Below are 25,074 nucleotides of genomic sequence, written 5' to 3' on the forward strand. Positions count from 1 at the left end.
CGATGAAGAAACTCTGCGTGCTGCCGCTCGCCGCGGCCGCCCTGGTACTGGCCGCGTGCTCCAGCGAAAAGCCGGGCAGCGCCAGTCCCGCGCCGTCGGCTCCTCCGGCGCAGTCGAGCGCTTCCAGCGCCGCGCCCACTTCCGGCGGTGACACCGCTTCGATCGACCCGTGTTCGCTCGTCAGCGCGGCGGACCTGGCGTCCTACGGGACCTTCAAGCCGCCGACGAACGAGAGCGCGGGCGGGGCCCGGCTCTGCACGCTGAACAAGGAGGCCGCGACGGTCTCGGAGACCCTCTCGATCGGTGTCGGCGTCCGTGACGCACAGGGCCTCGACTCGGTGAGCGACTCCGGCAACGGCAAGACCACCGGCAACGTCAACGGACGCAAGGCTGTCCTCGCGCCCAGGCCTCCGGGAGGGTGCCTGATGGCGCTCGAACTCGGCCCGTCCGCGCGGGTCGATCTCCTCGTCGCGGCCGACGACGCCCAGAAGGCGTGCGGGATCGCCGAGAAGGTCGCCGACATCGTCGAACCGAAGCTTCCGAAGGGCTAAGGGGGAACCAGGATGACCACCAAGACACCGAACCTGACCGAGCAGCAGGTCTCCGACCTTTCGCCGGCGGCTCGCGACGCGTACTTCCAGCAGAAGGCGCAGGAGGGCGTCGACCCCAGTGACGGCTGGCTGTTCGGCGCGGTCAACCGGTTCATCGCCTCCGGGAAGGCCAACCAGCAGTCGCAGGAGGTCGGCGACAAGAACGTCGACCAGCTGACCAGGAACGGCGACGTCCAGTACGTCGAGGGCCTGGAGCCGTCGAACGCGGACTACCAGGGCTACGACCACGAGCGGCTCGAACAGTTCGTCAACACGGACCTGAACGTCGAGCAGGTCACCCAGGTCTCCACGGCGTACCACGACCTGTCCAAGGCCTTCGAAACCTTCTCGAAGACCATGGACCAGGCGGTCACCTCGTCGCAGGGCACCTGGGAAGGCGACGCGGCGGGCAACGCACAGGGCTACTTCAAGAGCCTCAGCAAATGGTCCGAGACCAACTCCCAGAACGCGAAGCTCGCCTCCGAGACGATCTACGACCAGGGCACCGCGGCCTCCACCGTGAAGAACACGATGCCCAAACCGATCCCCTTCAGCTGGAAGGAAGAGGTCGGGGGGTGGATGACGTCGAACCCGTTCAACCTCGGCGAGAACATCGACAAGTCCATCCAGAAGCAGAAGGACAGCCAGGAGGCGCACACCGAGGCGGCTTCCGCCATGCACAGCTACGACAAGGCGCTGTACGACGCCGCGTCGAAGCAGCCGGCCTTCGCCGAGCCGCCGAAGTTCGGTGCGGGTGGCGGCGGCGATGACACCGGTAGGCCCGGTATCTACCAGATTCCGCCCGGCTCGAACACGCCCGGCTCCAACAACCCCGGCAACACCTACATCCCGCCCGGCAGCAGGGGTACCGGCGGCGGTGGAGGAGGCGGAGGTGGCGGCGGCTACGGCTCGCCCAACCTCCCGGGCCCCGGCAGCAGCACGGGCTCCGGCAGCCTCCCGTCGGGGACGACGCCGTCCGGCTTCCAGAACACGCCGGCGCCGATCACCGGTCCCGGCCCCAACAACAACACCTCGATGCCGATCAGCCCCATGCCGATGGCGCCGCCCATGATGGGCGGCGGCCTCGGCGACGCGGAGCACAACAGCCGCACCGCCCGCGGTGGCGGCGGAAGCGGGTTCGGTCCCGGCGGCGGAGCCGGGGGCTCCACGCCCGGCTCGGGCTCCGCGTCCGGCGCGGCCCGCCCCGGTGGTATCGGTGCCGCCGAAGCGGCGGCAGGCCGCGGTATGGGCGGTCTCGGCGGTGGCGCCGCCGGTCGCGGCGGGCCGGGTATGGGCGGCGGCATGGGTGGCCGCGGTCAGCACGCGGACGGAGACGAGGACACCGAGCACCAGCGTCCGACATACCTCGTCGAGGGCGACCCGGACGAGGTCTTCGGGACCGACATGCGCACCGCTCCGCCGGTCATCGGCGAGTAGTTCTTCACACGAGTGGCCCCCTTGCTCATGAGCAAGGGGGCCACTCCCGTTTCGGGAAAGCGACTGGTTCGACGCGACGGACCCGGCCACGGGTAAGACCGCGGTCAAGGAGGTCACCGCCGGCCGGGCGCACCGAGCCGACGGGAAAGCTGTACGAGATCTCCGTCGAACAGCGATGGCAAGGGCAAAGCAGGCGTCGGCCGTCCGGGCTGTAGGCCGTTGGTTGAAGAGTTCCGGCTGACCGAGCGAAGAGGACGAGGAAAGTGATGAGCGCGGGTACCTGGCCCGACCATGTCGTGGCGCTGCTTCATGCGGCCGGCTGGGAACATGGCCGAGCGGTTCCGGTAGAGGATTGGCGTTCGATGCTCGCCGAACGAGGATTCGTCATGCATGACGCAGCAGAAAAATTTCTCGCCGAGTTCGGTGGGGTCTCTGTGGATGTCGGCATTCCCGGAATGGAGTCGTCGAACTACAGTTTTGTAATCAACCCGACGCTTGGCTTGACCTCTCACGGGTTGCTCGAGAAGTTTTCCTTGGAGACTGGTGGCGACGGCTTCGTGCCCATCGGTGGCGTCGATGACGGCCATGCGAATCTGCTTATCGACAATACTGGCTGGGTTTACCTGTTCTTCGGTGGTGGTGTGCGAGTCGGCCGGGGTCGTGACGCTGTGGTGCGCCTGGTCGAAGGCGATTTCACTGGTTGAGTTGTCGGCTATCGCGCGGTCCGCCCGAGGAGGCGCTCGGCGCGTGGCGCAACCTGGAGGGGCACCTAGCGCGGGCCACGGCGCAGCGCCGCCAGTCCTTCCGCACCGACGTACACCGGTGGCAAGGCACATTCCTGAATGGCATGAAAGCCCGGCGCGACCGAACCCGCGGTCACCGTCTTCATGCCGCTGACCGGCAGAAGCCCGCTGCTTGCCGCCCACTACGATGCCAGATGCGCCCCACTACCGGGATTGCGCGCTGGTTGCCTACGCGACGGATCGAGAGATGACTTCCGAACAAACCGAGCTGATCTCCCGTACCCGCGGTACGGCATTGACCCAGCGACTGTGCGTATACGGCACGCTTGCCATGGTCACGCTGCTCAACGTGATCTCCCACGCGAATCTGCAGCCCAACGCCCACGAAAAGGCCTGGGGCGACGCGATCAACTACTTCCGGATGTCGGAGCAGACCGGCGCCGCGGTGGACAATCCGTTCGCTCTGCGCATGCTGAGCCCCTGGCTCGTGCATCGCGCGAACCTCCTGACCGGGATCTCGCTCGACCGGTTGTGGCTGGCGCTGACCGTCGTGGCCGTGCTGGCCGCGGCCATCGTGTTCTTCGAGTTCCTCCGCTCGCATCTGAAGCTGCAGCTGTTCACCTCGGCCCTGACCGCGGTCGCTCTCGCGTGCACCTTCTGGTACGCGCCGTACGCCTTCACGAACCCGTATCTGGTCGACCCGCTGAACAACCTGCTGTATGTCGTCGCGCTGTGGCTCGCGTTCGAACGCAAGCTGATCGCCTTCACCGTCGTGATCGTGGTGGGCGCGATCAACAAGGAAACCACGCTGCTGCTCGCCCCGCTCTACCCGCTGCTGGCCTGGACCCGTGGGCGCAAGTTCCGCGACCGTGACGTGCTGGGCGGCGTGCTCGCCGTCGTCGTCGCCGCTGGGCTCTACATCGCCTTCCGGCTCTGGGCCCAGAACCTCATCGGCGGGGAATACGGTTTCGGAGCGGGCCAGGGTAACAAGAGCCTGTTCGACAACATCGCGTTCGCGTTGTCGGCCAACAAGGGCAGCGATCAGCTGGTGCTGTTCACGACGTTCCACTTCCTGTGGCTCGTCTTCGCCTTCGGCCTTTACCGGCAATACCGGCGATACGGCCTGGGTAGCGACCTGCTCGTCGCGAGCATTTGGCTCTTCGGCTGCTGCGTGGCAGGCCGGCTCGTCGCGACCGACACCGGCCGGGTCTTCGTGATGATGGCGCCGCTGGTTCTCGGTGTCGTCGCCGTGGTGCTGGATGGACAGCGCGGTGAACGCCGTCGGCTGTGGGTCGGGTTGCTTCTGTTCCTGTACATCGCGCTGAGCCTGGGATGGGTGCCGGCGCCGACGAGTTTCCTCGTCGACGCGGCGGCCGCTCTGATCTTCGTGCTGTTGATGTACTACCCGGTCAGTAGCGGTAGAACTTTTCGTGGCGTCCCTGGCGTACGAGTTTCAGCCACTGCAGAAAAGCCTTCGGGTCCCGTTTCACGCCGATGAAGTAGAGGCCGAACCGCACCACTTCGAGCGCGCCGATCTTGCGCATGCCCGGCTGGGACAGCAGGTAGCCGCGGTTGCGGTAGGTGTAGTAGCGCTTGACCTCGTTCTCCGGGTCCTGCGCGTGGAACCGGCCGCCCAGCATCGGCTTGAACTCGTCCGAGCCGTCCGGGTGCAGGTACGCGGTCTTGAGCGAGGTGCCGAACGGCAGTCCGGAACGCACCAGGCGCCGGTGCAGTTCGACCTCGTCGCCGCGGAAGAACAGCCGCAGGTCCGGCACGCCGACGACGTCCAAAGTGGACGCGCGGAACAACGCACCGTTCATCAGCGAGGCGATGCCGGGCAGGAAGTCGGTGCCCAGTTCCGACGACGAACGCTTCCAGGTCAGCCCGCGCCGCAACGGGAACGCGAGCTTGTCCGGCGCGTCGATGTTGGTGACCACCGGCGAGATCTCGGCCAGACCCCGCTTCTCGGCCTCGTCCAGCAGGATCGCGAGGACGTTCTCATCGGCCGGGCGGCCGTCGTCGTCGGCCAGCCAGACCCAGTCCGCGCCCAGCGAGAGCGCGTGCAGCATGCCGAGCGCGAACCCGCCCGCGCCACCGAGGTTGCGGTGCGAGGGCAGGTACGTGAACGGGAGCGGGTAGTTCTCGACGATGTCCCGCGCCGACTTGTCCGGCCCGTTGTCGACCACGACGAGGTGGTCGACCTGCCGGGTCTGCGCGGCGATCACCTTGAGCGAGTCCGCGAGCAGTTCCCGCCGATGGCGCGTGACGACGACGCCGACGACGGCGCCTTCGGGCAACTGCCTGGTCTCGCTGGTCATCCCTGGCCGCCGTTCGTCGTCGCCGCCGGCTCGGGCTCGACACCGAACCGCTCCAGCGTTTCCTGGCTCATGTTCTCGAACGGGTCGCGCCCCTTGTAGCCGGTGAGCACGTCGCGTAGGGAACCGCGCTGCTTGACGTGTCCCTCGTCCATCCAGATGGCGGAGTCGCAGAGTTCGAAGAGGAACTCGTCCGAATGGCTGGCGAACACGAGGATGCCCGACCGCTTCACCAGCGCCTTCAACCGGTCCTTGGCCTTGTTGAGGAACGCCGCGTCGACCGCGCCGATACCCTCGTCGAGGATCAGGATCTCCGGGTCGATCGAGGTGACCACACCCAGCGCCAGGCGCACTCGCATACCGGTCGAGTACGTCCGCAGCGGCATCTGCAGGTAGTCGCCGAGCTCGGTGAATTCCGCGATGTCGTCGACACGGGCTTCCATCTGCTTCGCGGTCATCCCGAGGAACAGGCCGCGGATGATGATGTTCTCCAGCCCGGAGATCTCCGGGTCCATGCCGATGCCGAGGTCGAAGACCGGCGCGATCTTGCCGGAGATCTTCGCCGAACCGCGGGTGGGCTCGTAGATGCCGGACAGCAGCCGCAGCAGCGTCGACTTCCCGGCGCCGTTGTGGCCGACGAGGCCGACCCGGTCGCCTTCCCGCAGCTGGAGCGTCACGTCGTGCAGGGCTTCGATGATCGGCACCTTGGTCTCGGTGCCGATCTTGCCGCCGACCTTGCCCAGCACCTTCTTCTTCATGGAGCGGGTCTTCGCGTCGAAGATGGGGAAGTCGACGTAGGCGTTGTGCACATCAATGCTGACCATCTGTCACACCCAATAAGAGACGCGGGAACGGTAATTGCGCATCGCGACCAGCGCGAGGACCCAGCCGACGACGGTGATGCCTGCCACCACGTACCAGCTGTTGACGCTGACTTCCTGCCCGATCAGTGGTGCGCGCACGATCTGGATGAAGTGGAACAACGGGTTGCCGTGGACGAACGGCAGTGCCCAAGAGGCGGAGGCCCGCGCGCCGCCCGCCAGCAGCTGGTCGATCGGCCACACGATCGGCGTCATGTAGAAGAGCAGCTGGATGAGCGAGTTGATCACCTGCGGGATGTCGCGGTAGCGGGTCGAGATGATGCCCAGCAGCAGGGTGACCCAGCCGGCGTTCAACGCGAGCATGAAGAAGCCGGGGATCGCGGTGAGCGAGTACCAGCCGATGCCGGGGTGGCAGATGCCGGAGAAGCCCGGATTGCAGTTGCCGGTGTTCAGCGAATACTCGTGGTTGAGCGCGGTGAAGAAGATCGCGATGACGATCACGTAGACGATCAGGTTGTGCATCAGCATCAGGGTCTGGCGCCAGACCGTGCGCAGCACGTAGACCGAGAGCGGCGCCGGGAGCTGTTTGATCAGCCCCTCGTTGGAGATGAAGGTCTCCATGCCTTCGGACAGGCAGCCGCTGATGAAGCCCCAGATGATGAAGCCCGTGCTGAGGTAGGGCAGGAAGGTATCGATCGGCAGGCCGAACAACTGTGAGTACAGCAGCCCCAGGCCCAGCGCGATGACGCCCTGGCTGATCGTGATCCAGAACGGGCCGATCACCGAGCGGCGATAGCGCTGCTTGATGTCCTGCCAGCCGAGGTGTCCCCACAGCTCTTTGGCGGCGAAACCGGTCTTGATGTCGGCGAACGCGCGCGAAAAGGTCTTGCTGTCCGAAATCGGCGGAACCGAGGTCGGCGCAGCACCGTCGGCGGCGTGAACCGTGCTGGTGGCATGCACGGGAACGAGGGTACCGATGGGGCCGGTGATGCTTGGGCCGCCCCGCCCGACCACGGAAAGCTACCGTCGGATTCGTAGCCGAACGCGGTGCGTGTGCTGGTACTTTCTGCCCTCATGACTGCTGAACTCGGCGAGGCGAGCTTGATGGTCAATCTGCTCGCCGCATACGCCGACCGGCCGGAGCCCCGTTCGGTGGCCGTGGTCGGCAATCAGCCGCTTCCGCCGGATCCCCGGCGGGCGAAGGCCATCGACGCCTGCGATCTCGTGATCCGCGTCAACGGCTTCGTCGTCGACGAGCCGGGTGGCCCGGAGACCGTCGGCAGCCGGGTGCACGTCGTCGTGTTCAACCGTGCCGTCCGCGCCACCAAGCACGTCTTCCGTGACTACCGCAAGCGGCTCTACCTGCTGGTCGAGCCGGGGCGGATGCATTGGGAGCCCGAAGACATCCCAGGCTGGTGGCCCGGTGATCTCGGTTACGTGCCGGTGCCGAACCGTGAAGTGGTGCTGCCGCTCTCGGACGCGCTCGGCCTGCCGAGCCGCGAACAGGGCCTGTGGTCGACCACCGGGACACTGGCCGCCTGGATCGCACGCACGTCGTTCCCGCACGCCAACCTGATCCTCTCCGGGTTCTCGTTCATCGACGACCCGAACCAGACGCACTGGGAGCATGCCGCGGGCGATTCCTGCATCGTCGGTCCCGAACACCAGATCGCCGCCGAGGGCAGGCTGCTGGATTCGTGGACGAAGACCGGCGAAACCGAACTCCTGCGCTGAAGTCCCAGCCGGCCCACCCCGAGAAGGAACCACCCCATGGCAGTGCAGAAACTCCGTAACGGCGTGATCGCCCGGATCGCCCGGCTCATCGACTTCCGGATCGACGAGCGGCTCCGCGACCTCAACGGGCGCGTCATCGAGCTCGAGTACGCCACCGCGGACCACCGACGCCGGCTCGACGGCGCCGAGAGCGGCATCGAGCACGTCCGCGGCGACCTGCGCTGGACCCGCGCCGAGCTGGACCGCTTGATCCCGAGCGTCGCGGCCCAGGAGGCCCAGCTGGAGGACCTGCGCGAGTCGCTGTCGCTGTCCGTGCACGCCGACAAGCCCGAGCTGGCCGAGGCGCGCAGCCTGATCCAGGAGATCCAGCGTCAGCACGCCCAGATCCGCGTCCGGCTCGCCGGGATCGCCAGGTACGAGGACCGGCTGCGCCGGATCGAGGACACCATCACCGCCCCCGCAGGCGAATGACCGGCCTGCTGGTCGAAGCCGGCGAGGACGACCTCGACCGGATCCGGCGGTGGCGCAACCACCCGTCGGTCCGGCAGGTCAGCTTCACCACGCACGAGATCGGTGTCGAAGAACACCGTGGCTGGTTCGAAGCCGTCCGCGCGGATCCGAGCCGTCGTGTTCTGGTCTACCGGCACGACGGCGTGCCCGCCGGTGTCGTGTTGTTCACTGACATCGATACCGAGGCCGGAAGCGCGGAATGGCACTTCTACCTAGACGTCGAAGGCCTCGGCCGGGAACTCCTCCCCGCTTGGCTGAAGCTGGAGGGCGCCGCCGTCGACTACGGTTTCGACGTGCTCGGCCTGAACCTGCTCGGCGGTGCGACGCTCGCGGACAACCGGCAGGTGCTGCAGCTCCACAAGCGATTCGGCTTCACCGAAACACGCAGGTATGTTCGAGAGGTCGACGGTGAGCCGCGCGAGGTCGTCTGGACCGAACTGCGTGCCGCCGACCGCCGGACCAGGAAGAAGAGGTAGCCCCACCCCGATGACCGCCACCGAGGTGCGCATCGGCGCACATGTCCTCTCGACGGCGCGTCCGCCGTTCGTGATCGCCGAAATGTCCGGTAACCACAACGGCGACCTCGGCCGGGCGCTGGAGATCGTCGACGCGATCGCCGAAACCGGCGCGCAGGCGGTCAAGCTGCAGACCTACCGGCCGGACACGATCACCATCGACGTGGACACGCCGGACTTCCGGATCGGCGACTCGCATTCGCTGTGGGGTGGCGAGAACCTCTACAAGCTCTATGAGCGCGCCCACACGCCGTGGGAATGGCACGAGCCGCTGTTCGAGCGCGCCCGCGCCCGTGGCCTGGAGATCTTCTCCAGCCCGTTCGACCCCACCGCGGTCGACCTGCTGGAGTCGCTGGACGCGCCCGCGTACAAGATCGCGTCCTCGGAGATCGTCGACCTGCCGCTGATCGAACTGTGCGCGAAGACCGGCAAACCGCTGATCATCTCGACCGGGATGGCCAGCATCGCCGAGATCGACGCGGCGGTGCGGACCGCGCGGGCGGCGGGCAATGACCAGCTGGTCGTGCTCGGCTGCACCGCCAGCTACCCGGCGTCGCCCGCCGAAAGCAACCTGCGTGGCTTGCCGGTTTTGGCCGGCGTGACCGGGACGCTCGTCGGCCTGTCCGACCACACGCCCGGCATCGGTGCCCCGCTGGCCGCCGTCGCGCTCGGTGCCGTCGCGATCGAGAAGCACGTGACGCTGGCGAGGAACGACGGCGGCGTCGACTCGGAGTTCTCACTGGAGCCCGCCGAGCTGGCCGCGTTGGTCACCGAGTCGCACCGTGCCTGGGAGGCGCTGGGCGCGGCGGTGATCGGGCCGCGCGAGAGCGAGAAGGAAGGCCTGCGATTCCGGCGTTCCCTCTATGTCGTCGAGGACGTGCGGGCCGGGGACACGGTCACGCGGGAGAACGTCCGCTCGATCCGGCCGGCCGGTGGGCTGGCGCCCGCCGAGATCGTGAACGTGCTCGGGCGCACCTTCACTAGCGATGTTCCGAAGGGCACCGCGCTCACCTGGGGCCTGATCTAGGCGAGGAAGGCGTGGACCTCGTCGATGACGCGGTCCACGTCGGCGTCGGTCAGCGCCGGAAACAGCGGCAGTGAAATCTCCTGGCTGTAGTACAGCTCCGCGTTCGGGCACATCCCGCGCTGGTATCCGAGGTCCTCGAACACCGGGTGCCAGTACGCGGGGATGTAGTTGACCTGGACGCCGATTCCCTTGGCGCGCAAGTGATCGAACAGCGCGCGGCGGCGTCCTTCGAGGACTCGCAGCGGGTACAGGTGCCACACCGGATCCGCGCCTTCGCGCACGGCAGGCGTCAGCACGCCGTCCAATGAGGACAGTGCGGCGGTGTACCGCGCGTGGATCTCCGCGCGGCGCTTCTTGAACTCGGCGAGCCTGCGCAGCTGGCTGCTTCCCAAGGCGCACAACACATCCGGCAAGCGGTAGTTGAGGCCGAACTCGTGCACCTCCTGATGCCACGCGCCCTCGTCCGGATAACGCTGCGCCGTCTTGTCCCGCACCAGCCCGTGATTGCGAAAACCCCGGGCACGCGTCAGCAGTTCGTTCGAAGCGGCGACCACCGCGCCGCCCTCGGCCGTGGTGAGGTTCTTGGTGGGGAAGAAGGAGAACGTGGTGAGGTCGGCGAGCGAACCGACCGGCCTGCCCTGCCAGCTGCCGCCCACCGAATGCGCGGCGTCTTCCAGCAACAGCGCGCCGTTGTCGTGCGCGATCCGGCCGAGTTCGTCCAGTTCGGCCGGGTGGCCGGCGTAGTCCACGGCGGCGACGACCTTGGTCCGTGAGGTGACGGCCGCCGATGCCGCCGCCGGGTCGAGGTTGCCCGTGTCCGCCTCGACATCGGCGAACACGACCTTGCCGCCCAGCAGCGCGGCCGTCGCGGCGGTGGCGACGAACGTCATCGGCGAGGTGACGACCTCGTCGCCGGGGCCGATCCCGGCCGCAGCGTACGCGACGTGCAGCGCGGCCGTTCCCGAGGTGACGGCCACCGCGGGCGTGCCGCCGGTGTGCTCGGCGAGGTCTTCCTCGAAGCGGGTGACGGCGGGGCCGGTGGTCAGCCAGTCGCCGCGCAGCACTTCGGTGACGGCGGCGACGTCCTCGTCGGAAACCGACTGACGGCCGTAGGGAAGGAACTCAGCCATACTGCTCGACCAGGTCGCGCAGCTCGTCCGCGTCGAGCCACAGGTCGTTGGTGTCCGAGCGGTACGCGAAGTTCTCCGGCACTGCCTGGCCGTCCAACGGCGGCTCGTAGCCCCAGCCCGCGATATGGGGCTGGACGACGTAGCGGTCGCTCAGCCGCACCGTCCGGCGGGCGTCGTCGGGGGCGATCATCTCTTCGTGCAGCTTTTCGCCGGGGCGGATGCCGACCTCGTGCATCGGTGAACCGGGCGCGATGGCCTGCGCGAGTTCGACCAGGCGCATGCTCGGGATACGCGGCACGTACAGCTCGCCGCCGTTCATCTGGTCGAAGGAGTCGACCACGAACTGCACGGCCTGCGGGAGCGTGATCCAGAAGCGGGTCATCTCCTTGTGCGTGATCGGCAGCGACTCGCCCTTTTCCGCGAGCGCGCGGAAGAACGGGATCACGCTGCCGCGCGAGCCCATCACGTTGCCGTAGCGGACCACGGAGAACCTGGTCGGATGGGTCGCGGCGTAGTGGTTCGCGCTGATGAACATCCGGTCGGCGCACAGCTTCGTGGCGCCGTAGAGGTTGATCGGGCTGGACGCCTTGTCCGTCGACAGCGCGACGACCTTCTTCACCCCCGTGTCGATCGCGGCCTCGATGACGTTCTGCGAGCCGACGACGTTGGTCTGCACGAATTCGAACGGGTTGTACTCACCCGTGTCGACCTGCTTGAGCGCGGCGGCGTGCACCACGTAGTCGACGCCGTGCATCGCGCGCTCGAGGCGGCGGCGGTCCCGGATGTCGCCGATGAACCAGCGGAGCCGCGGGTCGTTGCCGAACTGCTGCCGGGCCTCGTACTGCTTGAGCTCGTCGCGGGAGAGCACGACCAGCCGTCGCGGGTTCAGCTCGGCCAGGGCGTAGGTGATGAACGCCTTGCCGAACGAACCGGTCCCGCCGGTGAGCAGGATGCTGGAGCCATCCAGCTCGGACATCGTCGACCTCCGCGTTTCGGTGCTGCTGCCGCAGGCCATCATGTCATCCATGGATCCAGCCCCCGGGGCCCACGTGGTCAACGCCGTCATCCAGGCGCGAGCGTCGTCCACCCGGCTACCTGGCAAAGTCCTCCGTCCGCTGGCTGGCAGGAGTGTGCTCGGCTGGGTCGTCCGCGCCGCCGCGGCCTCGCCGGGAATCGACCAGGTCGTCGTCGCGACCTCCACGGAGGCCGTCGACGACGCGGTGGCCGAAGAGGCCGCCCGGCACGGCGCACTGGTCGCCAGAGGGCCGCTCGACGACGTCCTCGCGCGTTTCGCGGTCGCTGTCGACTTGTACCCGGCCGACGCCGTGGTGCGGCTCACCGCCGACTGCCCGCTGCTGGACCCGGAGCTGATCGGGCAACTCGTCACGCTGTGGCGGGCGCGACCGTCGCTGGACTACCTGAGCACGACCCTCGTCCGCACGCTGCCCCGAGGGTTCGACGCGGAGCTCGTGCGTGCGGAGGTGCTGGCCGAACAGGTCGAGATCGCCCGCGGCGCCGATCGGGAACACGTCACTTCGGGTATCTACTCGCGTCCGGAGACGTACTCGTGTTCCGGTGTCGTGGTGAGCCCTGCCGCCGACGACCTGCGCGTGACCTTGGACACCGTCGAGGACTGGTCGGTCATCGACGGCGTCGTGGCGGAGCTGGGGGACCGTGTCGGTGACTGGCGCGAGGTCGTCGCGGTGCTGCGGTCCCGGCCCGACCTCGCGCGGCTCAACGAACACGTCGAGCAGAAGAAGGTGGCCGGGTGACGAGGCTGATGCTGCGGGCCGACGCCTCCGGGACGATCGGTGCGGGCCACGTCTCGCGCATGGTCGCCTATGCCGAACGCGCCGTCGCGCGGGGCTGGGATGTCGTGTTCGCGGGCGTCGTGGACAACGCCGAATGGCTGGCCGCCCGGTTCGGTGAACTGTCGGTTCCGGTGGTGCCGTCCGTGCCCTTCGACGGCTTCGACGCCGTGGTCGTCGATCACTACGGCCTCGGCGAGTTGCGCGAAGAGGTCAACTCCGCGGGCGCGCTGCTGGTGTCCATCGAGGACGACGTGTTCGGCAGGCGCGCGGCGGACCTCGTCGTCGACTGCGGTTTCGCTCCCGCGCCGCGGCCCGATGACGGATCCGGCGCGTTGCTCCGGGGCGTGGCTTACGCGCCGATGCGAGACGTCGTCCGGAACGCGCGTGAGAAGCGCCGCGGGCACGAAGCCCCCGAGCGGCCCCATGTGACCGTCGTGCTCGGCGGGGGGACCGAATGGGCGGGCACGGTCAGCGTGCTTCTCCACGCCTTGCGCGATACCGAACTGCCCTTCGCCGCCGATGTTCTCGTTCGCGGCGAACCGGTGGTACCGAAGACCTGGCCCGGGCAGGAGTTCCGCGTTCAACCGCCCGGACCCGGGTTGCTCGACCTGCTGGCGGAGACGGACGTGGCGGTGAGCGCGGCCGGCGTCACGCTGCTGGAGCTGTGCTGCCTCGGCGTACCGACCGGTGTCGTACAGCTCGTCGACAACCAGGAGACGGGCTACCGGGGTGCGCTGGACCTCGGGCTCGCGGCTGGACTGGGAAGCGCGGCGGCGCTGGACGACGACGCCGTGGAGACCTTGCGGACCCTGCTGCTGGACGGGGAGACGCGGCGGCGGTTCTCGGAGACGGCCGCGTCCGTCGTGGACGGCCATGGGGTGGACCGCGTGCTGGACCGGCTGGACGACGGCGTTGGCTGAAGACAGGGAAGTCAGTGGGGACTTCCGGGCGAGGCTCCTGAGGGCTGTCGCCACGGAGCTGACCATCTTCGAGATCCGCCCTCTGCTCGCCGCCGAAATCGAGCGGGGTGTCCTGCGGGAGAAGCTGTACCAGGAACTGCTCGACACGATCTTGCTTCTCCGTGCGCAGGGACGAGAAGCAGAGGAAGATCGGGTCGCGGATGTCGCGGATCTGATGTCGGACTGGGTTCCGCCGGAATATCGTTTGTAGTGACAGGGACACTGGAACGAGGGTTTCCGATTCCAGGGGGCGACGTGTGGCTGTGAGCAGTGATTTCCGCGTAAGACTGCTCGACATCGTCACGAACAGGCTTTATGGCAAGGCCAGGCCGCTGCTCATCGAGGAACTCGAGCGCGGAACCTCTCGTGACGACCTGTTCGAAGAGCTCATGGACCTCATGCTGTTCCTCCGCGCGGAGGGCCGAGAGGCCGACGAGGACGAAGTCGCCGACATCGCGGAGCTGATGACGTCGTGGGCCTTGCCGGAGTTCCGAGTCTGATCGGAATCGAGGACCGCACCTGTCCTCGATCCTCCCTACCGTCGGCCCCATGACCGAAGAGATCAAGCCGTTCACGATCGCCGTCCCCCAACGCGACCTCGACGACCTCGCCGCCCGCCTGGCGAACACCCGCTGGCCGGACGAGATCGACGGCGTAGGCTGGGGGCTCGGGACGCCGCTCGGATACCTTCAGGAGCTGGCCGAGTACTGGCGGCTCCGCTACGACTGGCGCGCCCATGAGGAGAGGCTCAACGGGTTCCCGGGTTTCCTGACGAACATCGACGGCGCGAACGTCCACTTCCTGCACGCGCGGTCGCCGGAGCCGGACGCGATCCCGCTGGTGCTCACGCACGGGTGGCCGGGGTCCATTGTGGAATTCCTCGACGTCATCGGCCCGCTCTCCGACCCGCGCGCGTACGGCGGAGACCCCGCGGACGCGTTCCACGTCGTCGTGCCGTCGCTGCCGGGGTTCGGCTTCTCGGGGCCGACGACCGACGCGGACTGGGGCACGGGCCGGATCGCCGACGCCTGGACGGTGCTGATGTCGCGGCTCGGGTACGAGCGGTTCGGGCTGCACGGCGGCGACTGGGGCGCCATCGTGTCGCGCGACGTGGGCGTCCGGTCCCCGGAGCGGGTGATCGGCGCGCATCTGACGATGTTGCCGCACGCGGTGCCGGAATCCGAGGCCGATCTCGAAGGGCTCACCGGCGAGGAACTCGCGCGCGGGGAGGCGGCGCTGGCTCGTGGGCGGGAGTTCCAGACCGGTGAGCTCGGCTACGCGATGATCCAGGCGACCAAACCGCAAACGCTTGCCTACGGGCTCACCGACTCGCCGGCCGGACAACTGGGCTGGCTGGTGGAGAAGTTCAAGTCCTATTCGGACTCGCGAGACGTCCCGGAAGACGCGATCGATCGCGACGACCTGCTCACCAGCGTGATGCTCTACTGGCTCACGGGCACGGCGAACTCGTCTTCGCGGATCTACGCCGCGCTGGGCCCGGCTTGGGGTGAGGGGCCTGCGAAGTCCACGGTGCCCACCGGCGTGGCCGTGTTCCCGAAGGACACCGGCCTGCCGATCCGGCACCTCGCCGAGCGCACCGACGACATCGTGCACTGGTCCACTCCGGACCGCGGGGGTCACTTCCCCGGGCTGGAGGTGCCGGATCTGCTCATCGACGACCTGCGGACGTTCTTCCGCCGGTTCCGCTGACCCCTTGTCAGAGGTACTGGCCGGGGCCGTGCGACTCTCCGCCGGCCCCGTGCCCGCCCAAAGCGGCGCCGCCCGCGGACGGACCGGCCGGGAGCCCGCGCCGCATCTGCTCCAGCTGCACCCGCGCGGCCATCTGCTGCGCGAACAGCGCGGTCTGGATGCCGCTGAACAGCCCTTCCAGCCAGCCGACCAGCTGAGCCTGCGCGATCCGCAGTTCGGCATCGGACGGCGTCGAGTTCTCGGTGAACGGCCGCACCAGGCGCTCCAGCTCGTCCTGCAGCTCGGGCGCGAGCGCCTGCTCCAGCTCGCGGATGGAGGTCTGGTGGATCTCGCGCACGCGGGTGCGGCTGGCGTCGTCCAGCGGCGCGGCGCGGACCTCCTCCAGCAGCTGTTTGATCATCGTGCCGATGCGCATCACCTTGGCGGGCTCTTCGACGAGGTCGCCGAGGGACTCCTCCTGCCCCTCCTCGCCGGAGTCGGATCCGGGGGAGGCGACGCGTGCGGTACCGACCGGGACGCCGTCGGGACCGACGACCACCACATGGTGTGGGGAGTCTCCGCCGCCGTCACCGGGGGTGGTCGATTCGCGGGAAACTGGGTCGGTCATGTGCTCCATCCTGGCCTACGTCGGGCGCCGAGCGCAGTGTGGTTTTCGCCGCCGTCTCCGAGCGTAGCGGGAATCGTCGCACCCCGTGTTCGGGCAGCCAACCCCGGGTAAAGCGCCAAACCGCACGTCCGTACGGTGTCCCCATGGCGTTCGACGTCGCTCGTATCCGTGGGCTGTTTCCCGCGCTGGGTGACGGCTGGATTCACTTCGACGGCGCCGCCGGAATGCTCGTACCTGAACAGGTCGCTTCGGCCGTATCCACGGCCATGCGCGCTCCGGTGTCCGGGCCGGGTGGAGCGTTTCCGGCCTCCCAGCGTGCGGAAAGCATCGTCACGGCCGCTCGCCGGGCGGTCGCCGACCTGGTCGGCGCCGACCCGGCCGGGGTCGTGCTCGGCCCCAACGCGCCCGATCTCATCCGCCGTCTCGTCGACGCGATGGCCGACCGCTGGACGATCGGCGACGAGGTCGTCGTCTCCCGGCTCGACGAGGAGGCCAACCTCGCGCCGTGGCGCCGTGCGGCGAAACGCGTCGGCGCGGTCGTGCGCTGGGGCGAGATCGACATCGAGACCTGCGAGCTGCCCGCCTGGCAGTACGAGAACCTCGTCTCCGCGCGCACCAAGGCCGTCGCGGTGACGATGGCGTCCGGTTCGGTCGGCACCCGGCCCGACGTCCCGACGGTGATCGAGTTCGCCAAACGGGTCGGCGCGCTGGTGGTCGTCGACGCGACGTACGCGGCGCCGTTCGTCCCGCTGGACCTCAACGCGCTCGGTGCCGACGTGATGGTGGTTTCGGCGCAGGCCTGGGGTGGCCCGTCGGTGGGCGCGCTGGTCTTCCGCGATCCCGAGCTGCTCGAACGCCTGCCGTCGGTGTCGCTCGATCCGGCCGCGCGCGGGCCGGCCCGGATGGAGCTGGGGCCGCACGCGTACCCGTTGCTGGCCGGTCTGGTCGCGTCGATCGACTATCTGGCCGGGCTGGACGACGCCGCGATGGGTTCGCGGCGCGAGAAGCTGGTGACGTCGCTGGGTTCGGCGAAGTCGTACCACGCGGGGCTTCTGGCGCAGCTGTCCACGGAGCTGCGTTCGCTGCGGCACGTCATGGTCATCGGCGACGCCATGCGCCGGATCCCCGCGCTCGCGTTCGCCGTCGCGGGCAAGAAGGCGCCCGAGGTCGCCGAATACCTGGCGTCCCAAGGGCTCTGCGCCTTCGCCGACGACGGAACGAGCGGTGTCTTCGGGTCGCTCGGCGCCGCCGAAGTCGGCGGCGCCGTCCGCATCGGACTCGCGCACTACTCGAACGTCTTCGAGGTCAATCAGCTCGTCCGGGTACTCGAAGAGATCCGTTAACTCTTCGCCGCCAGCAGGACCTTGCCGAAAACCGTGCCTTCTTCGAGCGCGCGGTGCGCGGACGCGGCTTCGGCCATCGGGACGACCTGGCCGACGATCGGCTTCACCGAACCCTGCTCCACCAACGGCCACAGCCGCTCGCGGACGTCGGCGACGATCGCCGCCTTCTGCGCCAGCGGCCGCGACCGCAGCCCGGCGGCGTACACGCTGACGCGTTTGCCGAGCAGCTTGCCGATGTTGAGCTCGCCCTTGACCCCGCCCTGCATGCCGATGATCACCAGCCTGCCGTCGGCCTTCAGCGCGTCGATGTTCCGGTCGAGGTACTTGGCGCCCATGTTGTCGAGGATGACGTCCGCGCCGCCGGTCTCGGCGCGCAGCACCTCGACGAAGTCCTGCTCCTTGTAGTTGATCGCGATGTCGGCGCCGAGCTGGCGGCAGCTCTCCAGTCGCTCTTCCGAGCCCGCCGTCACCGCGACCGTCGCGCCGAGCGCCTTCGCGACCTGGATCGCGTGCGTGCCGATGCCGCCCGCACCGCCGTGCACGAGCAGGACCTCACCCTCGGACAGGCCGGCGTGCATCACCACGTTCGCCCAGACGGTGCACGCGACTTCGGGCAGTCCGGCGGCCGCGAGCAATTCGACTTCGGCGGGAAGCGGAAGCAGTTGTCCTGCCGGGACAGCGACCTTTTCCCCATAGCCGCCACCGGCGAGCAAAGCACAAACCTCGTCGCCGATTCGCCATCCTTCGACGCCTTCGCCGATTTCGGCGATCGTGCCCGAACATTCGAGTCCGATGATTTCGCTCGCACCCGGCGGAGGCGGGTAATTCCCCTGGCGTTGCAGCAGGTCAGCACGGTTGACGGCACTCGCGGCGACTTCGATGACGACTTCGCCTTCACCGGCGACGGGATCAGGGACCTCCGTCCATTCGAGAACATCGGGATCGCCGGGCTCACGGATGGTGATCGCGTACATACGAACGACCCTATCCCGGTGTCATAAAGTCCGCCGAACGTCGGTTGACCTGTGGCGTGAACCACACAAGGGTGTCGCCCATGTCATATTCGCGAAGAAGCATTGTTCCCTCGATCGTGGTGGCGGCCACCGCCGCGCTCACGGTCGGAATGGCACCGGCTGCGACGGCCACCACCGGGATCGACGGTCCCGCGCTGGCGAAGCAGCTCGTCAACAAGGTGAACGTGAACAACGTCAACCGGCACCTGATCGCGTTCCAGCGGATCTCGGACGCGACCGGTGGCCGCCGCGCCGCCAGCACCGAGGGCCACAAGCGATCCGCGGAGTACATCGCCACGAAGCTGGAGCAGGCGGGCTTCGCGGTCACGCGGCAGGAATTCCCCTTCACCTACGCGGAGACCCTCGCGGAGAGCCTGACGGTCGCGGGCGCCGACGTCCCGATCATCATCATGTCCTACAGCCCGTCGACGCCCGCGGGTGGAATCACCGCGCCGCTCGCGGTGGTCCCGGTCGACGCCACCAGCGGCTGCGAAGCGGCCGACTACGCCGGCGGGGTCGCCGGAAAGATCGCGCTGATCCAGCGCGGCGGCTGCTCCTTCGCGCAGAAGCAGGCGACGGCCGCCGAGGCCGGTGCCATCGGCGCGATCGTCTACAACAACGTCCCCGGCCCGGTCAACGGCACCCTGGGCGACCCGGCCGCGGGCAAGATCCCGACCGGCGGCATCACCCAGGCCGACGGCCAGGCGCTCGCCACCAAGGCAGGCGCCTCGGTCACCCTCGACCTGCGCGCCTTCCAGGAGGAGCGGACCAGCTACAACGTCCTCGCCGAGACCAAGACCGGCCGCAAGGACAACGTCGTGATGCTCGGCGCCCACCTCGACAGCGTCACCGAGGGCCCCGGCATCAACGACAACGGCACCGGTTCCGCCGCGCTGCTGGAGACCGCGCTGCAGCTGGGCAGCAAGCCCAAGGCCAACAACGCCGTCCGCTTCGGCTGGTGGAGCGCCGAGGAGTTCGGGCTCGTCGGCTCGACCCACTACGTCAACTCGCTGAGCTTCGAGCAGCAGCTCGACATCGCGCTCTACTACAACTACGACATGATCGGCTCGCCGAACGCGGCGTACTTCGCCTACGACGGTGACAACTCCGACGGTGTCGGCGAGGGTGCGGGCCCGTACGGCTCGGGTCAGCTCGAAAAGACCTTGGTCGACTACCTGCAGCTCGGCAAGGGCGTCCCGGTCGAGGGCACGGACTTCACCGGCCGTTCGGACTACCAGGGCTTCATCCGCGCCGGCATCCCGGCCGGTGGCCTGTTCACCGGCGCCGAAGGGGTGAAGACCGCCGCACAGGCCGCGAAGTGGGGCGGTAGCGCCGACGTTCCCTACGACAAGTGCTACCACCAGGCCTGCGACAACCTCGGCAACGTCGACCGCGTGGCGCTCGACCGCAACTCCGACGCCGTCGCCTGGGCGCTGGGCGTGTACGCGACCAGCACCGAGAACATCAACGGTGTCTCGGGTGCCAAGGCCATGAAGGCGCAGGAACTTCGCGCGGCCGAGCGGTCGCAGCAGCGGAGCCTGACGGCTTCGGTCCACGCTGACGACCACCACGTCGCTTCCTGATCCGAAGTACCCGAAGCCCCCTTCCTCGCGTCTGGCGTGAGGAAGGGGGCTTCGGCGATGCTTGGGGGCGTGGAGTACGTCTCCAGAGTGCCGCGACCGCCGCTGGACGGGCTGATCGACGACCTCTATCACCTGGCGGGCGCGCCGCCGTACGCCCGGCTGACGCTGCCGCCGATGCCCGGGGCGTTCCTCATCGTCAACCTCGGGCCGCCGTTCCGTATCCGCGCCGGTGCCGAAATCGAGGCGGCCGAGTACGCCGACGGCTGCGTGGTCACCACGCCCACCCGCGCGCTGGAGTTCGGCTATCCGCCCGGGACCCGGTCGGTCGGCGTGCACTTCAAACCGTGGGGCCCGGCGCAGTTCCTGCCGATGCCCGCGGCCGAGCTGTGCGACCGGCCGGTGACCCTGGAGCAGGTTTGGGGCAGGCCCGCCGTCGCCGAGCTGCGAGACCGGCTGGCCACGGCGGACGGACCGCAAGAGATGCTGACGCTGCTCGAAGAGGAGCTGATGCGTCGGCTGCGCGAGACCGCCGGACTGGGGCTGGTCCGCCATACGAGCGGTGTTCTCGCCGCGACCGGTGGTGCGGTGGCGATCGGCGGCCTGAGCGTCGCGGCCGGGGTCAGCAGCACTCATCTGGCACAACGGTTCAAGCAGCTCGTCGGCGTCACGCCGAAGCGGCTGGCCCGCACGTACCGCCTCACCGCCACCGTGTTCGCGATCGACCCCGCCGGACCGGTCGACTGGGGCGCCCTCGCCGGCGAGGCCGGCTATTTCGACCAGGCCCACTTCGGCCACGAGTTCCGGGAGTTCACCGGGCTCACGCCGACCCGGTACCTCGAAGTCCGGCGGCGGTTCCTGCGCGAACATCCCGGCCACGCGCTGGACGGCTGGCCGCTGCCCGCCGATTGATTTCTTACAAGAGCGACGGCGCCCGGCCCGCTAGTTTCGGGGCACCCCAAACAGAGGAGGGCCCGTGGGCAAGGTGGTCATGTACGCCTCGGTGTCGGTGGACGGCTTCATCGCGGACGAGAGCGACCAGCCCGGACCGCTGTTCGACTGGCTGACCGGCGGTGACGTCCCCTTGGACGACAGCGGGGCGCTCAAGGTGTCACAGGCGTCCTACGACTACACCCGGGCGTACTGGGACCAGATCGGGGTGACGATCGCCGGCCGACACGTCTTCGACCTGACGGACGGCTGGGACGGGAAGCCGCCGAGCGGGATCGACCACGTGGTCGTCGTGACGCACCGCCCGGCGCCCGAGGGCTGGGACCCCGAGGCGCCGTTCCACTTCGTCGACGGCGTCGAGGCGGCCGTGGCCAAGGCGCGGGAGCTCGCGGGTGACCGCGTGGTCGAGGTCGCCGCCGGTGACGTCGGCGGCCAGGCGCTCGCCGCTGGCCTGGTCGACGAGGTGCGCATGGACGTCGCACCCGTGGTGCTCGGGTCCGGCAAACGCTACTTCGGATCGGTCGAGGCACAGCACCTGCTGGAGGATCCCGACGTGGTGCTCCAGGGCGACCGGGTACTTCACCTGCGCTATCAGGTGCGCCGGTGAAGCCTCAGCCCAGACTCCTGGCCGCGAAGGTGTCGCACCGCGCGGGCTCGCCGGTCTCGAAGCCGGTGGTGAACCACTTCTTCCGCTGCGCCGACGTGCCGTGGCTGAACTTCGACTCGTCGACCCGGCCGCCGCCGAGCTTCGACTGGATGTAGTCGTCGCCGATCCGCGAAGCCGTGTCCAGCGCGGAGTCGATGTCCGCCTGGGTGACGTCGGTGATCAGCGGCCGCCCTGATTCGGTCGGGGTGGTCGTGGCGTGGTTCGCCCAGACGCCGGCGTAACAGTCGGCCTGCAGTTCGAGCCGCACCGAACCGGACGTCGGCCCGCTGCCGGTGCCCTTCTTGGACACCCCGGTGAGGTTCTGCACGTGGTGCCCGTATTCATGGGCCAGCACGTACGCCTCCGCGAACGGACCGCCCTGTGCGCCGAACCGGCTGCGGAGTTCGTTGAAGAAGTTGAGATCGATGTAGACCTCGGAATCGCCGGGGCAGTAGAACGGCCCGACGTCCGAAGTCGCGCTGCCGCAGGCGGTGTTCACGCCGCCGTTGAAGAAGTTGGTGACGGCCTTGCGGTAGGTCGACCCGGACCGCTGGAACTCCTGTCCCCAGTAGTCCTGGATCGAGTTGATGAAGCCGACGATCGCGCAGTCGTGGTTCCGGTTCGCGTCCGCGCCGGTCTTGCACTCCTGCGACAGCGACGTGTTGTCCATCTGCTGCCCGGAGCCCACGCCGCCGAGGCTGCCGATCCCGCCGGACGACGGGTTCAGGCTCACGCCGCCGAACTGGGAGAGGAGGAAGTAGATGACGAGGCCGACCACGCCGAGCCCGCCGCCGCCGAGTGCCACCCGGCCGCCGATACCGCCACCACCGCCACGCAGGTCCTCGACCTCGGAGGTGTCCAGGCCCGCGCCTTCGTCGAATCGCACGGGGGAAAGCGTAGCCGGAAGACCCCGGATATGCCTGGGTGCGGCCACGCAGCGCGGCCGCACCCAGAACTACCGAGGTTGTCTTGTTCCGATCGCCGGTTGGCCGCGATCACCGGGCCGGCGCCGGGCACTGCCGAGGCGGTCGAAGAGGCCGCGAACCCGAAACAGGCCGGAGTGACGCCGAATGCGCGAGAATTGTCGAGCGCATCTTGAGATGCCCGCGCTCATCGCTGTTCGCAGTCGCGACCGACCCGGTCCTTTCCGTTCCGGTCGCGGGGACACAGCAGGCGGTCAACCGCGAGAATCACCCGCCATACCACCACCTGACCCTTCCCGGCTGGGGAGCAGGTCGGCGACCGTTCGAGGAGATCGCCCGTTACTTGCCCGACCATCCGCTGACAAGCAGAATGCGCCTTTTCGCGCCGAGTCTCAACCTTTTCGTGACCCTCCTTCGGGCGAATGTCCCGCCGGGTTTTTCACGGGCCGAAAAGTGACCGGTGGGTATGCGCCTTGTGCGATCAACGCTCTACTCTGCGTGGATGGCGGTGGAGCAGAAGGAAGTGCGCTGGCTGTCCGAGTCCGAGATGGTCGCCTGGCGCTCGTACATCGTCGCCACCATGCGGCTGCGGCAGCGCCTGCATCGCGAACTCTCCGAGCGCCACGACGTCACCCTCGCCGACTACGAGGTCCTGGTCTGCCTTTCGCTCCAGCCCGACCGGCGGATGCGGATGACGGAGCTGGCGAGCATGCTCGGCTCGACCAAGAGCAGGCTTTCGCACCAGATGGTCCGGCTGGAGGCCGACGGGCTCATCCGCCGCACGCGCGACCCGGCGGACAAACGCGGTGTCGTCGCGGAGATGACGGAACGCGGCGCGAAACTGCTGGAAGGTGCCGCGCCGACGCATGTCGAGGGGGTCCGGGAGCATCTGATCGACCTGCTGAGCCCCGAGGAGCAGCGCGTGCTGGGGCAGGCTTTCGGCCGGGTGCTGGATCACCTGTCGGAGATCGACGGCCTTCCGCGCCTGCCGCCGATCACTTCTTGAGGGCGTTGAGCCGCGCGGCCTGACGGGTCAGATGCGCGCGCTCGGCCAGGTTGACCGCCTTGCCGGCGGCCTCGCCGTACAGCCGCGCCGCCGTCGCCAGATCGCCGTCGCGTTCGTGCAGGTACGCCGCCACCGCCGCGTACCGCGGCAGCGATTCGTCCAGTTCCGCGAGCGCGGCCAGCCCCGCGCGCGGTCCGTCCGCCTCGCCGACGGCCACCGCGCGGTTGAGCCGGACGACCGGGCTGCCGGTCAGCCGCGCGAGTTCGTCGTACCACTCGACGATCTGCACCCAGTCGGTCTCTTCGGCCGTGGGCGCGTCGGCGTGGAGCGCCGCGATGGCGGCCTGCGCCTGGAACTCGCCCAGCCGATCACGGGCCAATGCCGCCTGAAGGATCTCGACGCCCTCGGCGATCAGGCCGGTGTCCCACTTGCCGCGGTCCTGTTCGGCGAGCGGGATCAGCTCGCCGCCGGGCGCCGTCCGCGCGGCGCGGCGGGCGTGGTGGAGCAGCATGAGGGCGAGCAGTCCCGCGACCTCGGGGTGGTCGATCGAGGCCGAGAGACGGCGGGTGAGCCGGATGGCTTCGGCGGCGAGGTCGACGTCGCCGGAGTAGCCCTCGTTGAACACCAGGTAGAGCACGCGGAGCACGGTGGCGACGTCACCCGCCTGGTCGAAACGCACGCCGGAGACGGTGCGCTTGGCCCGGCTGATGCGCTGCGCCATGGTCGCTTCGGGCACCAGGTACGCCTCGGCGATCTGGCGGGTGGTGAGCCCGCCGACGGCGCGAAGGGTGAGCGCGACCGCCGAAGACGGCGTCAGCGACGGGTGGGCGCACAGGAAATAGAGCTGCAGCGTGTCGTCCACCGCGGGAGCGGGGCCGGGGGCGGGCTCCTCGTCGACGAGGTCTTCGCGACGGCGACGGGCGGCGTCCGACCGGGCCATGTCGAGGAACTTGCGCCAGGCGACGGTGACGAGCCAGCCTTTCGGATCCTTCGGCCGGTCGCCGGGCCAGACGCGGACGGCTTCGATCAGCGCTTCCTGCACGGCGTCTTCGGCGGCCGCGAAGTCGGCGCCGCGGCGGCAGAGGATTCCGAGGACGTTCGGCGTGAGGCTCCGGAGGAGGACCTCGTCCAGCTCGGCGCTCACTCCGTGATGACGAGCTGCTCGCTCAGGACCGGGCGCAGTTCGAGCCACTCGTGGATCGGCTTCCCGCCCGCTCCCGGGGCGGCCGACAGCTCGGCCGCGAGTTCGAGCGCCCGCTCGTAGCTGTCGACGTCGATCACCATGAAGCCGGCGATGAGGTCCTTGGTCTCGGCGAAGGGGCCGTCGGTGACCGGGGGTTTGCCCTCGCCGTCGTACCGGACGAAGGTGCCTTCGGGGGCGAGAGCCTGCTCCTGGACGAACTCGCCGGTCTCCACGAGCCGGGCGGCGAAGTCCTTCATGTAGTTCATGTGCGCCGTGATCTCGTCCGGGGCCCAGTGATCCATCGGCACGTCGTTGACCGCCGGCGGAGCGCCGCGGTAGTGCTTGAGCAGCAGGTACTTGGGCATGCCGGAAGGGTAGTGGAAACGGCGGCGCCCCCGGGGCGCCGCCGATTTCAAGACTGGCGGTAGCGGTGGGATTCGAACCCACGGAGGACAGAGCCCTCGCATGTTTTCAAGACATGTTCCTTCGGCCGCTCGGACACGCTACCGCTGTCGAGGGT

28 protein-coding genes and 1 tRNA gene are annotated in these 25,074 nt (G+C 68.7%); 18 read left to right on the forward strand and 11 right to left on the reverse strand.

Annotation, left to right across the window (positions count from 1 at the left end):
- The first annotated feature begins 2 nt into the window (after positions 1 to 2).
- The 4 genes from ACZ1DY_RS01665 (at position 3) to ACZ1DY_RS01680 (ending at position 4,268) form a co-directional block, all read left to right on the forward strand.
- Complete coding sequence (locus ACZ1DY_RS01665; RefSeq protein WP_465483428.1) at positions 3 to 551, forward strand: DUF3558 family protein; 549 nt, start codon at positions 3 to 5, stop codon at positions 549 to 551.
- 12 nt (positions 552 to 563) lie between these two features.
- Positions 564 to 2,027, forward strand: coding sequence for a hypothetical protein (locus ACZ1DY_RS01670; RefSeq protein ID WP_465483429.1), 1,464 nt, complete (start codon positions 564 to 566; stop codon positions 2,025 to 2,027).
- A 266-nt stretch (positions 2,028 to 2,293) separates the two neighbouring features.
- The gene (locus ACZ1DY_RS01675; protein ID WP_465483430.1) at positions 2,294 to 2,731 is read left to right on the forward strand and encodes an SUKH-3 domain-containing protein; all 438 of its coding nucleotides are present in this window, start codon (positions 2,294 to 2,296) and stop codon (positions 2,729 to 2,731) included.
- 286 nt (positions 2,732 to 3,017) lie between these two features.
- A complete protein-coding gene (locus tag ACZ1DY_RS01680; protein ID WP_465483431.1) occupies positions 3,018 to 4,268 on the forward strand; it encodes a hypothetical protein in 1,251 nt (416 codons plus the stop codon).
- Here ACZ1DY_RS01680 and glfT1 read toward each other — a convergent pair.
- The 3 genes from glfT1 to wzm are packed head-to-tail and all read right to left on the reverse strand — an operon-like array spanning position 4,180 to position 6,866.
- A complete protein-coding gene (gene glfT1, locus ACZ1DY_RS01685) occupies positions 4,180 to 5,088 on the reverse strand; it encodes a galactofuranosyltransferase GlfT1 (protein ID WP_465483432.1) in 909 nt (302 codons plus the stop codon). The genes ACZ1DY_RS01680 and glfT1 overlap by 89 nt on opposite strands.
- The gene (gene wzt / locus ACZ1DY_RS01690) at positions 5,085 to 5,909 is read right to left on the reverse strand and encodes a galactan export ABC transporter ATP-binding subunit Wzt/RfbE (protein ID WP_257483720.1); all 825 of its coding nucleotides are present in this window, start codon (positions 5,907 to 5,909) and stop codon (positions 5,085 to 5,087) included. The genes glfT1 and wzt overlap by 4 nt, the downstream gene beginning before the upstream one ends.
- A 3-nt stretch (positions 5,910 to 5,912) precedes the next feature.
- On the reverse strand, positions 5,913 to 6,866 hold the full coding sequence (wzm, locus tag ACZ1DY_RS01695) for a galactan export ABC transporter permease subunit Wzm/RfbD (protein ID WP_465483433.1): 954 nt from the start codon (positions 6,864 to 6,866) through the stop codon (positions 5,913 to 5,915).
- Positions 6,867 to 7,010: 144 nt separating this feature from the next.
- On the opposite strand from wzm, the gene ACZ1DY_RS01700 reads away from it, so the two are divergent.
- Genes ACZ1DY_RS01700 through pseI form a run of 4 tightly spaced genes read left to right on the forward strand, consistent with a single transcriptional unit; the run spans position 7,011 to position 9,692 of the window.
- Positions 7,011 to 7,640, forward strand: coding sequence for a hypothetical protein (locus ACZ1DY_RS01700; protein WP_192747999.1), 630 nt, complete (start codon positions 7,011 to 7,013; stop codon positions 7,638 to 7,640).
- A 36-nt stretch (positions 7,641 to 7,676) separates the two neighbouring features.
- Complete coding sequence (locus tag ACZ1DY_RS01705; RefSeq protein WP_192747511.1) at positions 7,677 to 8,111, forward strand: hypothetical protein; 435 nt, start codon at positions 7,677 to 7,679, stop codon at positions 8,109 to 8,111.
- Positions 8,108 to 8,626, forward strand: coding sequence for a GNAT family N-acetyltransferase (locus ACZ1DY_RS01710; RefSeq protein ID WP_465483434.1), 519 nt, complete (start codon positions 8,108 to 8,110; stop codon positions 8,624 to 8,626). The genes ACZ1DY_RS01705 and ACZ1DY_RS01710 overlap by 4 nt, the downstream gene beginning before the upstream one ends.
- Positions 8,627 to 8,636: 10 nt before the next feature.
- Positions 8,637 to 9,692, forward strand: a complete 1,056-nt coding sequence (gene pseI, locus ACZ1DY_RS01715) for a pseudaminic acid synthase (protein WP_465483435.1) — start codon at positions 8,637 to 8,639, stop codon at positions 9,690 to 9,692.
- Here pseI and ACZ1DY_RS01720 read toward each other — a convergent pair.
- Together ACZ1DY_RS01720 and pseB are read right to left on the reverse strand one after the other, a co-directional pair.
- Complete coding sequence (locus ACZ1DY_RS01720) at positions 9,689 to 10,822, reverse strand: DegT/DnrJ/EryC1/StrS family aminotransferase (RefSeq protein ID WP_465483436.1); 1,134 nt, start codon at positions 10,820 to 10,822, stop codon at positions 9,689 to 9,691. The two genes, pseI and ACZ1DY_RS01720, sit on opposite strands and share 4 nt — an antisense overlap.
- Complete coding sequence (gene pseB / locus ACZ1DY_RS01725) at positions 10,815 to 11,798, reverse strand: UDP-N-acetylglucosamine 4,6-dehydratase (inverting) (protein ID WP_465483437.1); 984 nt, start codon at positions 11,796 to 11,798, stop codon at positions 10,815 to 10,817. The genes ACZ1DY_RS01720 and pseB overlap by 8 nt, the downstream gene beginning before the upstream one ends.
- 49 nt (positions 11,799 to 11,847) lie before the next feature.
- Between pseB and ACZ1DY_RS01730 the strand changes: the two genes are divergently transcribed.
- The 5 genes from ACZ1DY_RS01730 to ACZ1DY_RS01750 are packed head-to-tail and all read left to right on the forward strand — an operon-like array spanning position 11,848 to position 15,302.
- Positions 11,848 to 12,594 (forward strand): cytidylyltransferase domain-containing protein, encoded by a 747-nt coding sequence (locus ACZ1DY_RS01730; RefSeq protein ID WP_465485805.1) that lies wholly within the window; start codon positions 11,848 to 11,850, stop codon positions 12,592 to 12,594.
- A complete protein-coding gene (locus ACZ1DY_RS01735) occupies positions 12,591 to 13,553 on the forward strand; it encodes a spore coat protein (RefSeq protein ID WP_465483438.1) in 963 nt (320 codons plus the stop codon). The genes ACZ1DY_RS01730 and ACZ1DY_RS01735 overlap by 4 nt, the downstream gene beginning before the upstream one ends.
- Positions 13,546 to 13,803 carry a hypothetical protein gene (locus tag ACZ1DY_RS01740; protein WP_225950807.1) on the forward strand — a complete coding sequence of 86 codons (258 nt, stop codon included), beginning with the start codon at positions 13,546 to 13,548 and terminating at the stop codon, positions 13,801 to 13,803. The genes ACZ1DY_RS01735 and ACZ1DY_RS01740 overlap by 8 nt, the downstream gene beginning before the upstream one ends.
- A gap of 52 nt (positions 13,804 to 13,855) precedes the next feature.
- Positions 13,856 to 14,092 (forward strand): hypothetical protein, encoded by a 237-nt coding sequence (locus tag ACZ1DY_RS01745; protein ID WP_465483439.1) that lies wholly within the window; start codon positions 13,856 to 13,858, stop codon positions 14,090 to 14,092.
- 49 nt (positions 14,093 to 14,141) lie between these two features.
- Positions 14,142 to 15,302: an epoxide hydrolase family protein gene (locus ACZ1DY_RS01750; RefSeq protein ID WP_465483440.1), complete on the forward strand. Its 1,161-nt coding sequence runs from the start codon at positions 14,142 to 14,144 to the stop codon at positions 15,300 to 15,302.
- A 7-nt stretch (positions 15,303 to 15,309) separates the two neighbouring features.
- Here the strand turns inward: ACZ1DY_RS01750 and ACZ1DY_RS01755 are convergent, their stop codons facing one another.
- Positions 15,310 to 15,918, reverse strand: a complete 609-nt coding sequence (locus ACZ1DY_RS01755; protein ID WP_257483724.1) for a bacterial proteasome activator family protein — start codon at positions 15,916 to 15,918, stop codon at positions 15,310 to 15,312.
- A gap of 134 nt (positions 15,919 to 16,052) precedes the next feature.
- On the opposite strand from ACZ1DY_RS01755, the gene ACZ1DY_RS01760 reads away from it, so the two are divergent.
- The gene (locus ACZ1DY_RS01760; RefSeq protein WP_126732410.1) at positions 16,053 to 17,252 is read left to right on the forward strand and encodes a cysteine desulfurase-like protein; all 1,200 of its coding nucleotides are present in this window, start codon (positions 16,053 to 16,055) and stop codon (positions 17,250 to 17,252) included.
- Here ACZ1DY_RS01760 and ACZ1DY_RS01765 read toward each other — a convergent pair.
- Positions 17,249 to 18,226 (reverse strand): NAD(P)H-quinone oxidoreductase, encoded by a 978-nt coding sequence (locus tag ACZ1DY_RS01765; protein ID WP_465483441.1) that lies wholly within the window; start codon positions 18,224 to 18,226, stop codon positions 17,249 to 17,251. The two genes, ACZ1DY_RS01760 and ACZ1DY_RS01765, sit on opposite strands and share 4 nt — an antisense overlap.
- A gap of 80 nt (positions 18,227 to 18,306) precedes the next feature.
- On the opposite strand from ACZ1DY_RS01765, the gene ACZ1DY_RS01770 reads away from it, so the two are divergent.
- From ACZ1DY_RS01770 to ACZ1DY_RS01780, 3 genes are all read left to right on the forward strand, one after another.
- Complete coding sequence (locus ACZ1DY_RS01770) at positions 18,307 to 19,848, forward strand: M28 family peptidase (RefSeq protein WP_465483442.1); 1,542 nt, start codon at positions 18,307 to 18,309, stop codon at positions 19,846 to 19,848.
- An 87-nt stretch (positions 19,849 to 19,935) separates the two neighbouring features.
- On the forward strand, positions 19,936 to 20,757 hold the full coding sequence (locus ACZ1DY_RS01775; RefSeq protein WP_465485806.1) for an AraC family transcriptional regulator: 822 nt from the start codon (positions 19,936 to 19,938) through the stop codon (positions 20,755 to 20,757).
- A gap of 64 nt (positions 20,758 to 20,821) precedes the next feature.
- A complete protein-coding gene (locus tag ACZ1DY_RS01780) occupies positions 20,822 to 21,403 on the forward strand; it encodes a dihydrofolate reductase family protein (protein ID WP_257483727.1) in 582 nt (193 codons plus the stop codon).
- A gap of 4 nt (positions 21,404 to 21,407) precedes the next feature.
- On the opposite strand, the gene ypfJ is transcribed toward ACZ1DY_RS01780, so the two are convergent.
- Positions 21,408 to 22,328 carry a KPN_02809 family neutral zinc metallopeptidase gene (ypfJ, locus tag ACZ1DY_RS01785; RefSeq protein ID WP_257483728.1) on the reverse strand — a complete coding sequence of 307 codons (921 nt, stop codon included), beginning with the start codon at positions 22,326 to 22,328 and terminating at the stop codon, positions 21,408 to 21,410.
- 539 nt (positions 22,329 to 22,867) lie between these two features.
- Between ypfJ and ACZ1DY_RS01790 the strand changes: the two genes are divergently transcribed.
- On the forward strand, positions 22,868 to 23,371 hold the full coding sequence (locus ACZ1DY_RS01790) for a MarR family winged helix-turn-helix transcriptional regulator (protein WP_257483729.1): 504 nt from the start codon (positions 22,868 to 22,870) through the stop codon (positions 23,369 to 23,371).
- On the opposite strand, the gene ACZ1DY_RS01795 is transcribed toward ACZ1DY_RS01790, so the two are convergent.
- The 3 genes from ACZ1DY_RS01795 to ACZ1DY_RS01805 form a co-directional block, all read right to left on the reverse strand.
- Positions 23,361 to 24,503, reverse strand: coding sequence for an RNA polymerase sigma factor (locus ACZ1DY_RS01795; RefSeq protein WP_465485807.1), 1,143 nt, complete (start codon positions 24,501 to 24,503; stop codon positions 23,361 to 23,363). The two genes, ACZ1DY_RS01790 and ACZ1DY_RS01795, sit on opposite strands and share 11 nt — an antisense overlap.
- Positions 24,504 to 24,511: 8 nt before the next feature.
- Complete coding sequence (locus ACZ1DY_RS01800) at positions 24,512 to 24,919, reverse strand: YciI family protein (RefSeq protein WP_465483443.1); 408 nt, start codon at positions 24,917 to 24,919, stop codon at positions 24,512 to 24,514.
- A 54-nt stretch (positions 24,920 to 24,973) separates the two neighbouring features.
- A tRNA-Ser gene (locus ACZ1DY_RS01805) sits at positions 24,974 to 25,062 on the reverse strand.
- Positions 25,063 to 25,074: the final 12 nt, after the last annotated feature.

It is taken from the genome of Amycolatopsis sp. PSD-21, from assembly GCF_055561455.1.

Bases quoted from the DNA above. Each gene is read 5' to 3' on its own strand.
- ACZ1DY_RS01665 (WP_465483428.1), top strand. From the start codon at position 3: ATGAAGAAACTCTGCGTGCTGCCGCTCGCCGCGGCCGCCCTGGTACTG.
- ACZ1DY_RS01670 (WP_465483429.1), top strand. From the start codon at position 564: ATGACCACCAAGACACCGAACCTGACCGAGCAGCAGGTCTCCGACCTT.
- ACZ1DY_RS01675 (WP_465483430.1), top strand. From the start codon at position 2,294: ATGAGCGCGGGTACCTGGCCCGACCATGTCGTGGCGCTGCTTCATGCG.
- ACZ1DY_RS01680 (WP_465483431.1), top strand. From the start codon at position 3,018: ATGACTTCCGAACAAACCGAGCTGATCTCCCGTACCCGCGGTACGGCA.
- glfT1 (WP_465483432.1), bottom strand. From the start codon at position 5,088: ATGACCAGCGAGACCAGGCAGTTGCCCGAAGGCGCCGTCGTCGGCGTC.
- wzt (WP_257483720.1), bottom strand. From the start codon at position 5,909: ATGGTCAGCATTGATGTGCACAACGCCTACGTCGACTTCCCCATCTTC.
- ACZ1DY_RS01700 (WP_192747999.1), top strand. From the start codon at position 7,011: ATGGTCAATCTGCTCGCCGCATACGCCGACCGGCCGGAGCCCCGTTCG.
- ACZ1DY_RS01705 (WP_192747511.1), top strand. From the start codon at position 7,677: ATGGCAGTGCAGAAACTCCGTAACGGCGTGATCGCCCGGATCGCCCGG.
- ACZ1DY_RS01710 (WP_465483434.1), top strand. From the start codon at position 8,108: ATGACCGGCCTGCTGGTCGAAGCCGGCGAGGACGACCTCGACCGGATC.
- pseI (WP_465483435.1), top strand. From the start codon at position 8,637: ATGACCGCCACCGAGGTGCGCATCGGCGCACATGTCCTCTCGACGGCG.
- ACZ1DY_RS01720 (WP_465483436.1), bottom strand. From the start codon at position 10,822: ATGGCTGAGTTCCTTCCCTACGGCCGTCAGTCGGTTTCCGACGAGGAC.
- pseB (WP_465483437.1), bottom strand. From the start codon at position 11,798: ATGTCCGAGCTGGATGGCTCCAGCATCCTGCTCACCGGCGGGACCGGT.
- ACZ1DY_RS01730 (WP_465485805.1), top strand. From the start codon at position 11,848: ATGGATCCAGCCCCCGGGGCCCACGTGGTCAACGCCGTCATCCAGGCG.
- ACZ1DY_RS01750 (WP_465483440.1), top strand. From the start codon at position 14,142: ATGACCGAAGAGATCAAGCCGTTCACGATCGCCGTCCCCCAACGCGAC.
- ACZ1DY_RS01755 (WP_257483724.1), bottom strand. From the start codon at position 15,918: ATGGAGCACATGACCGACCCAGTTTCCCGCGAATCGACCACCCCCGGT.
- ACZ1DY_RS01760 (WP_126732410.1), top strand. From the start codon at position 16,053: ATGGCGTTCGACGTCGCTCGTATCCGTGGGCTGTTTCCCGCGCTGGGT.
- ACZ1DY_RS01765 (WP_465483441.1), bottom strand. From the start codon at position 18,226: ATGTACGCGATCACCATCCGTGAGCCCGGCGATCCCGATGTTCTCGAA.
- ACZ1DY_RS01770 (WP_465483442.1), top strand. From the start codon at position 18,307: ATGTCATATTCGCGAAGAAGCATTGTTCCCTCGATCGTGGTGGCGGCC.
- ACZ1DY_RS01790 (WP_257483729.1), top strand. From the start codon at position 22,868: ATGGCGGTGGAGCAGAAGGAAGTGCGCTGGCTGTCCGAGTCCGAGATG.
- ACZ1DY_RS01800 (WP_465483443.1), bottom strand. From the start codon at position 24,919: ATGCCCAAGTACCTGCTGCTCAAGCACTACCGCGGCGCTCCGCCGGCG.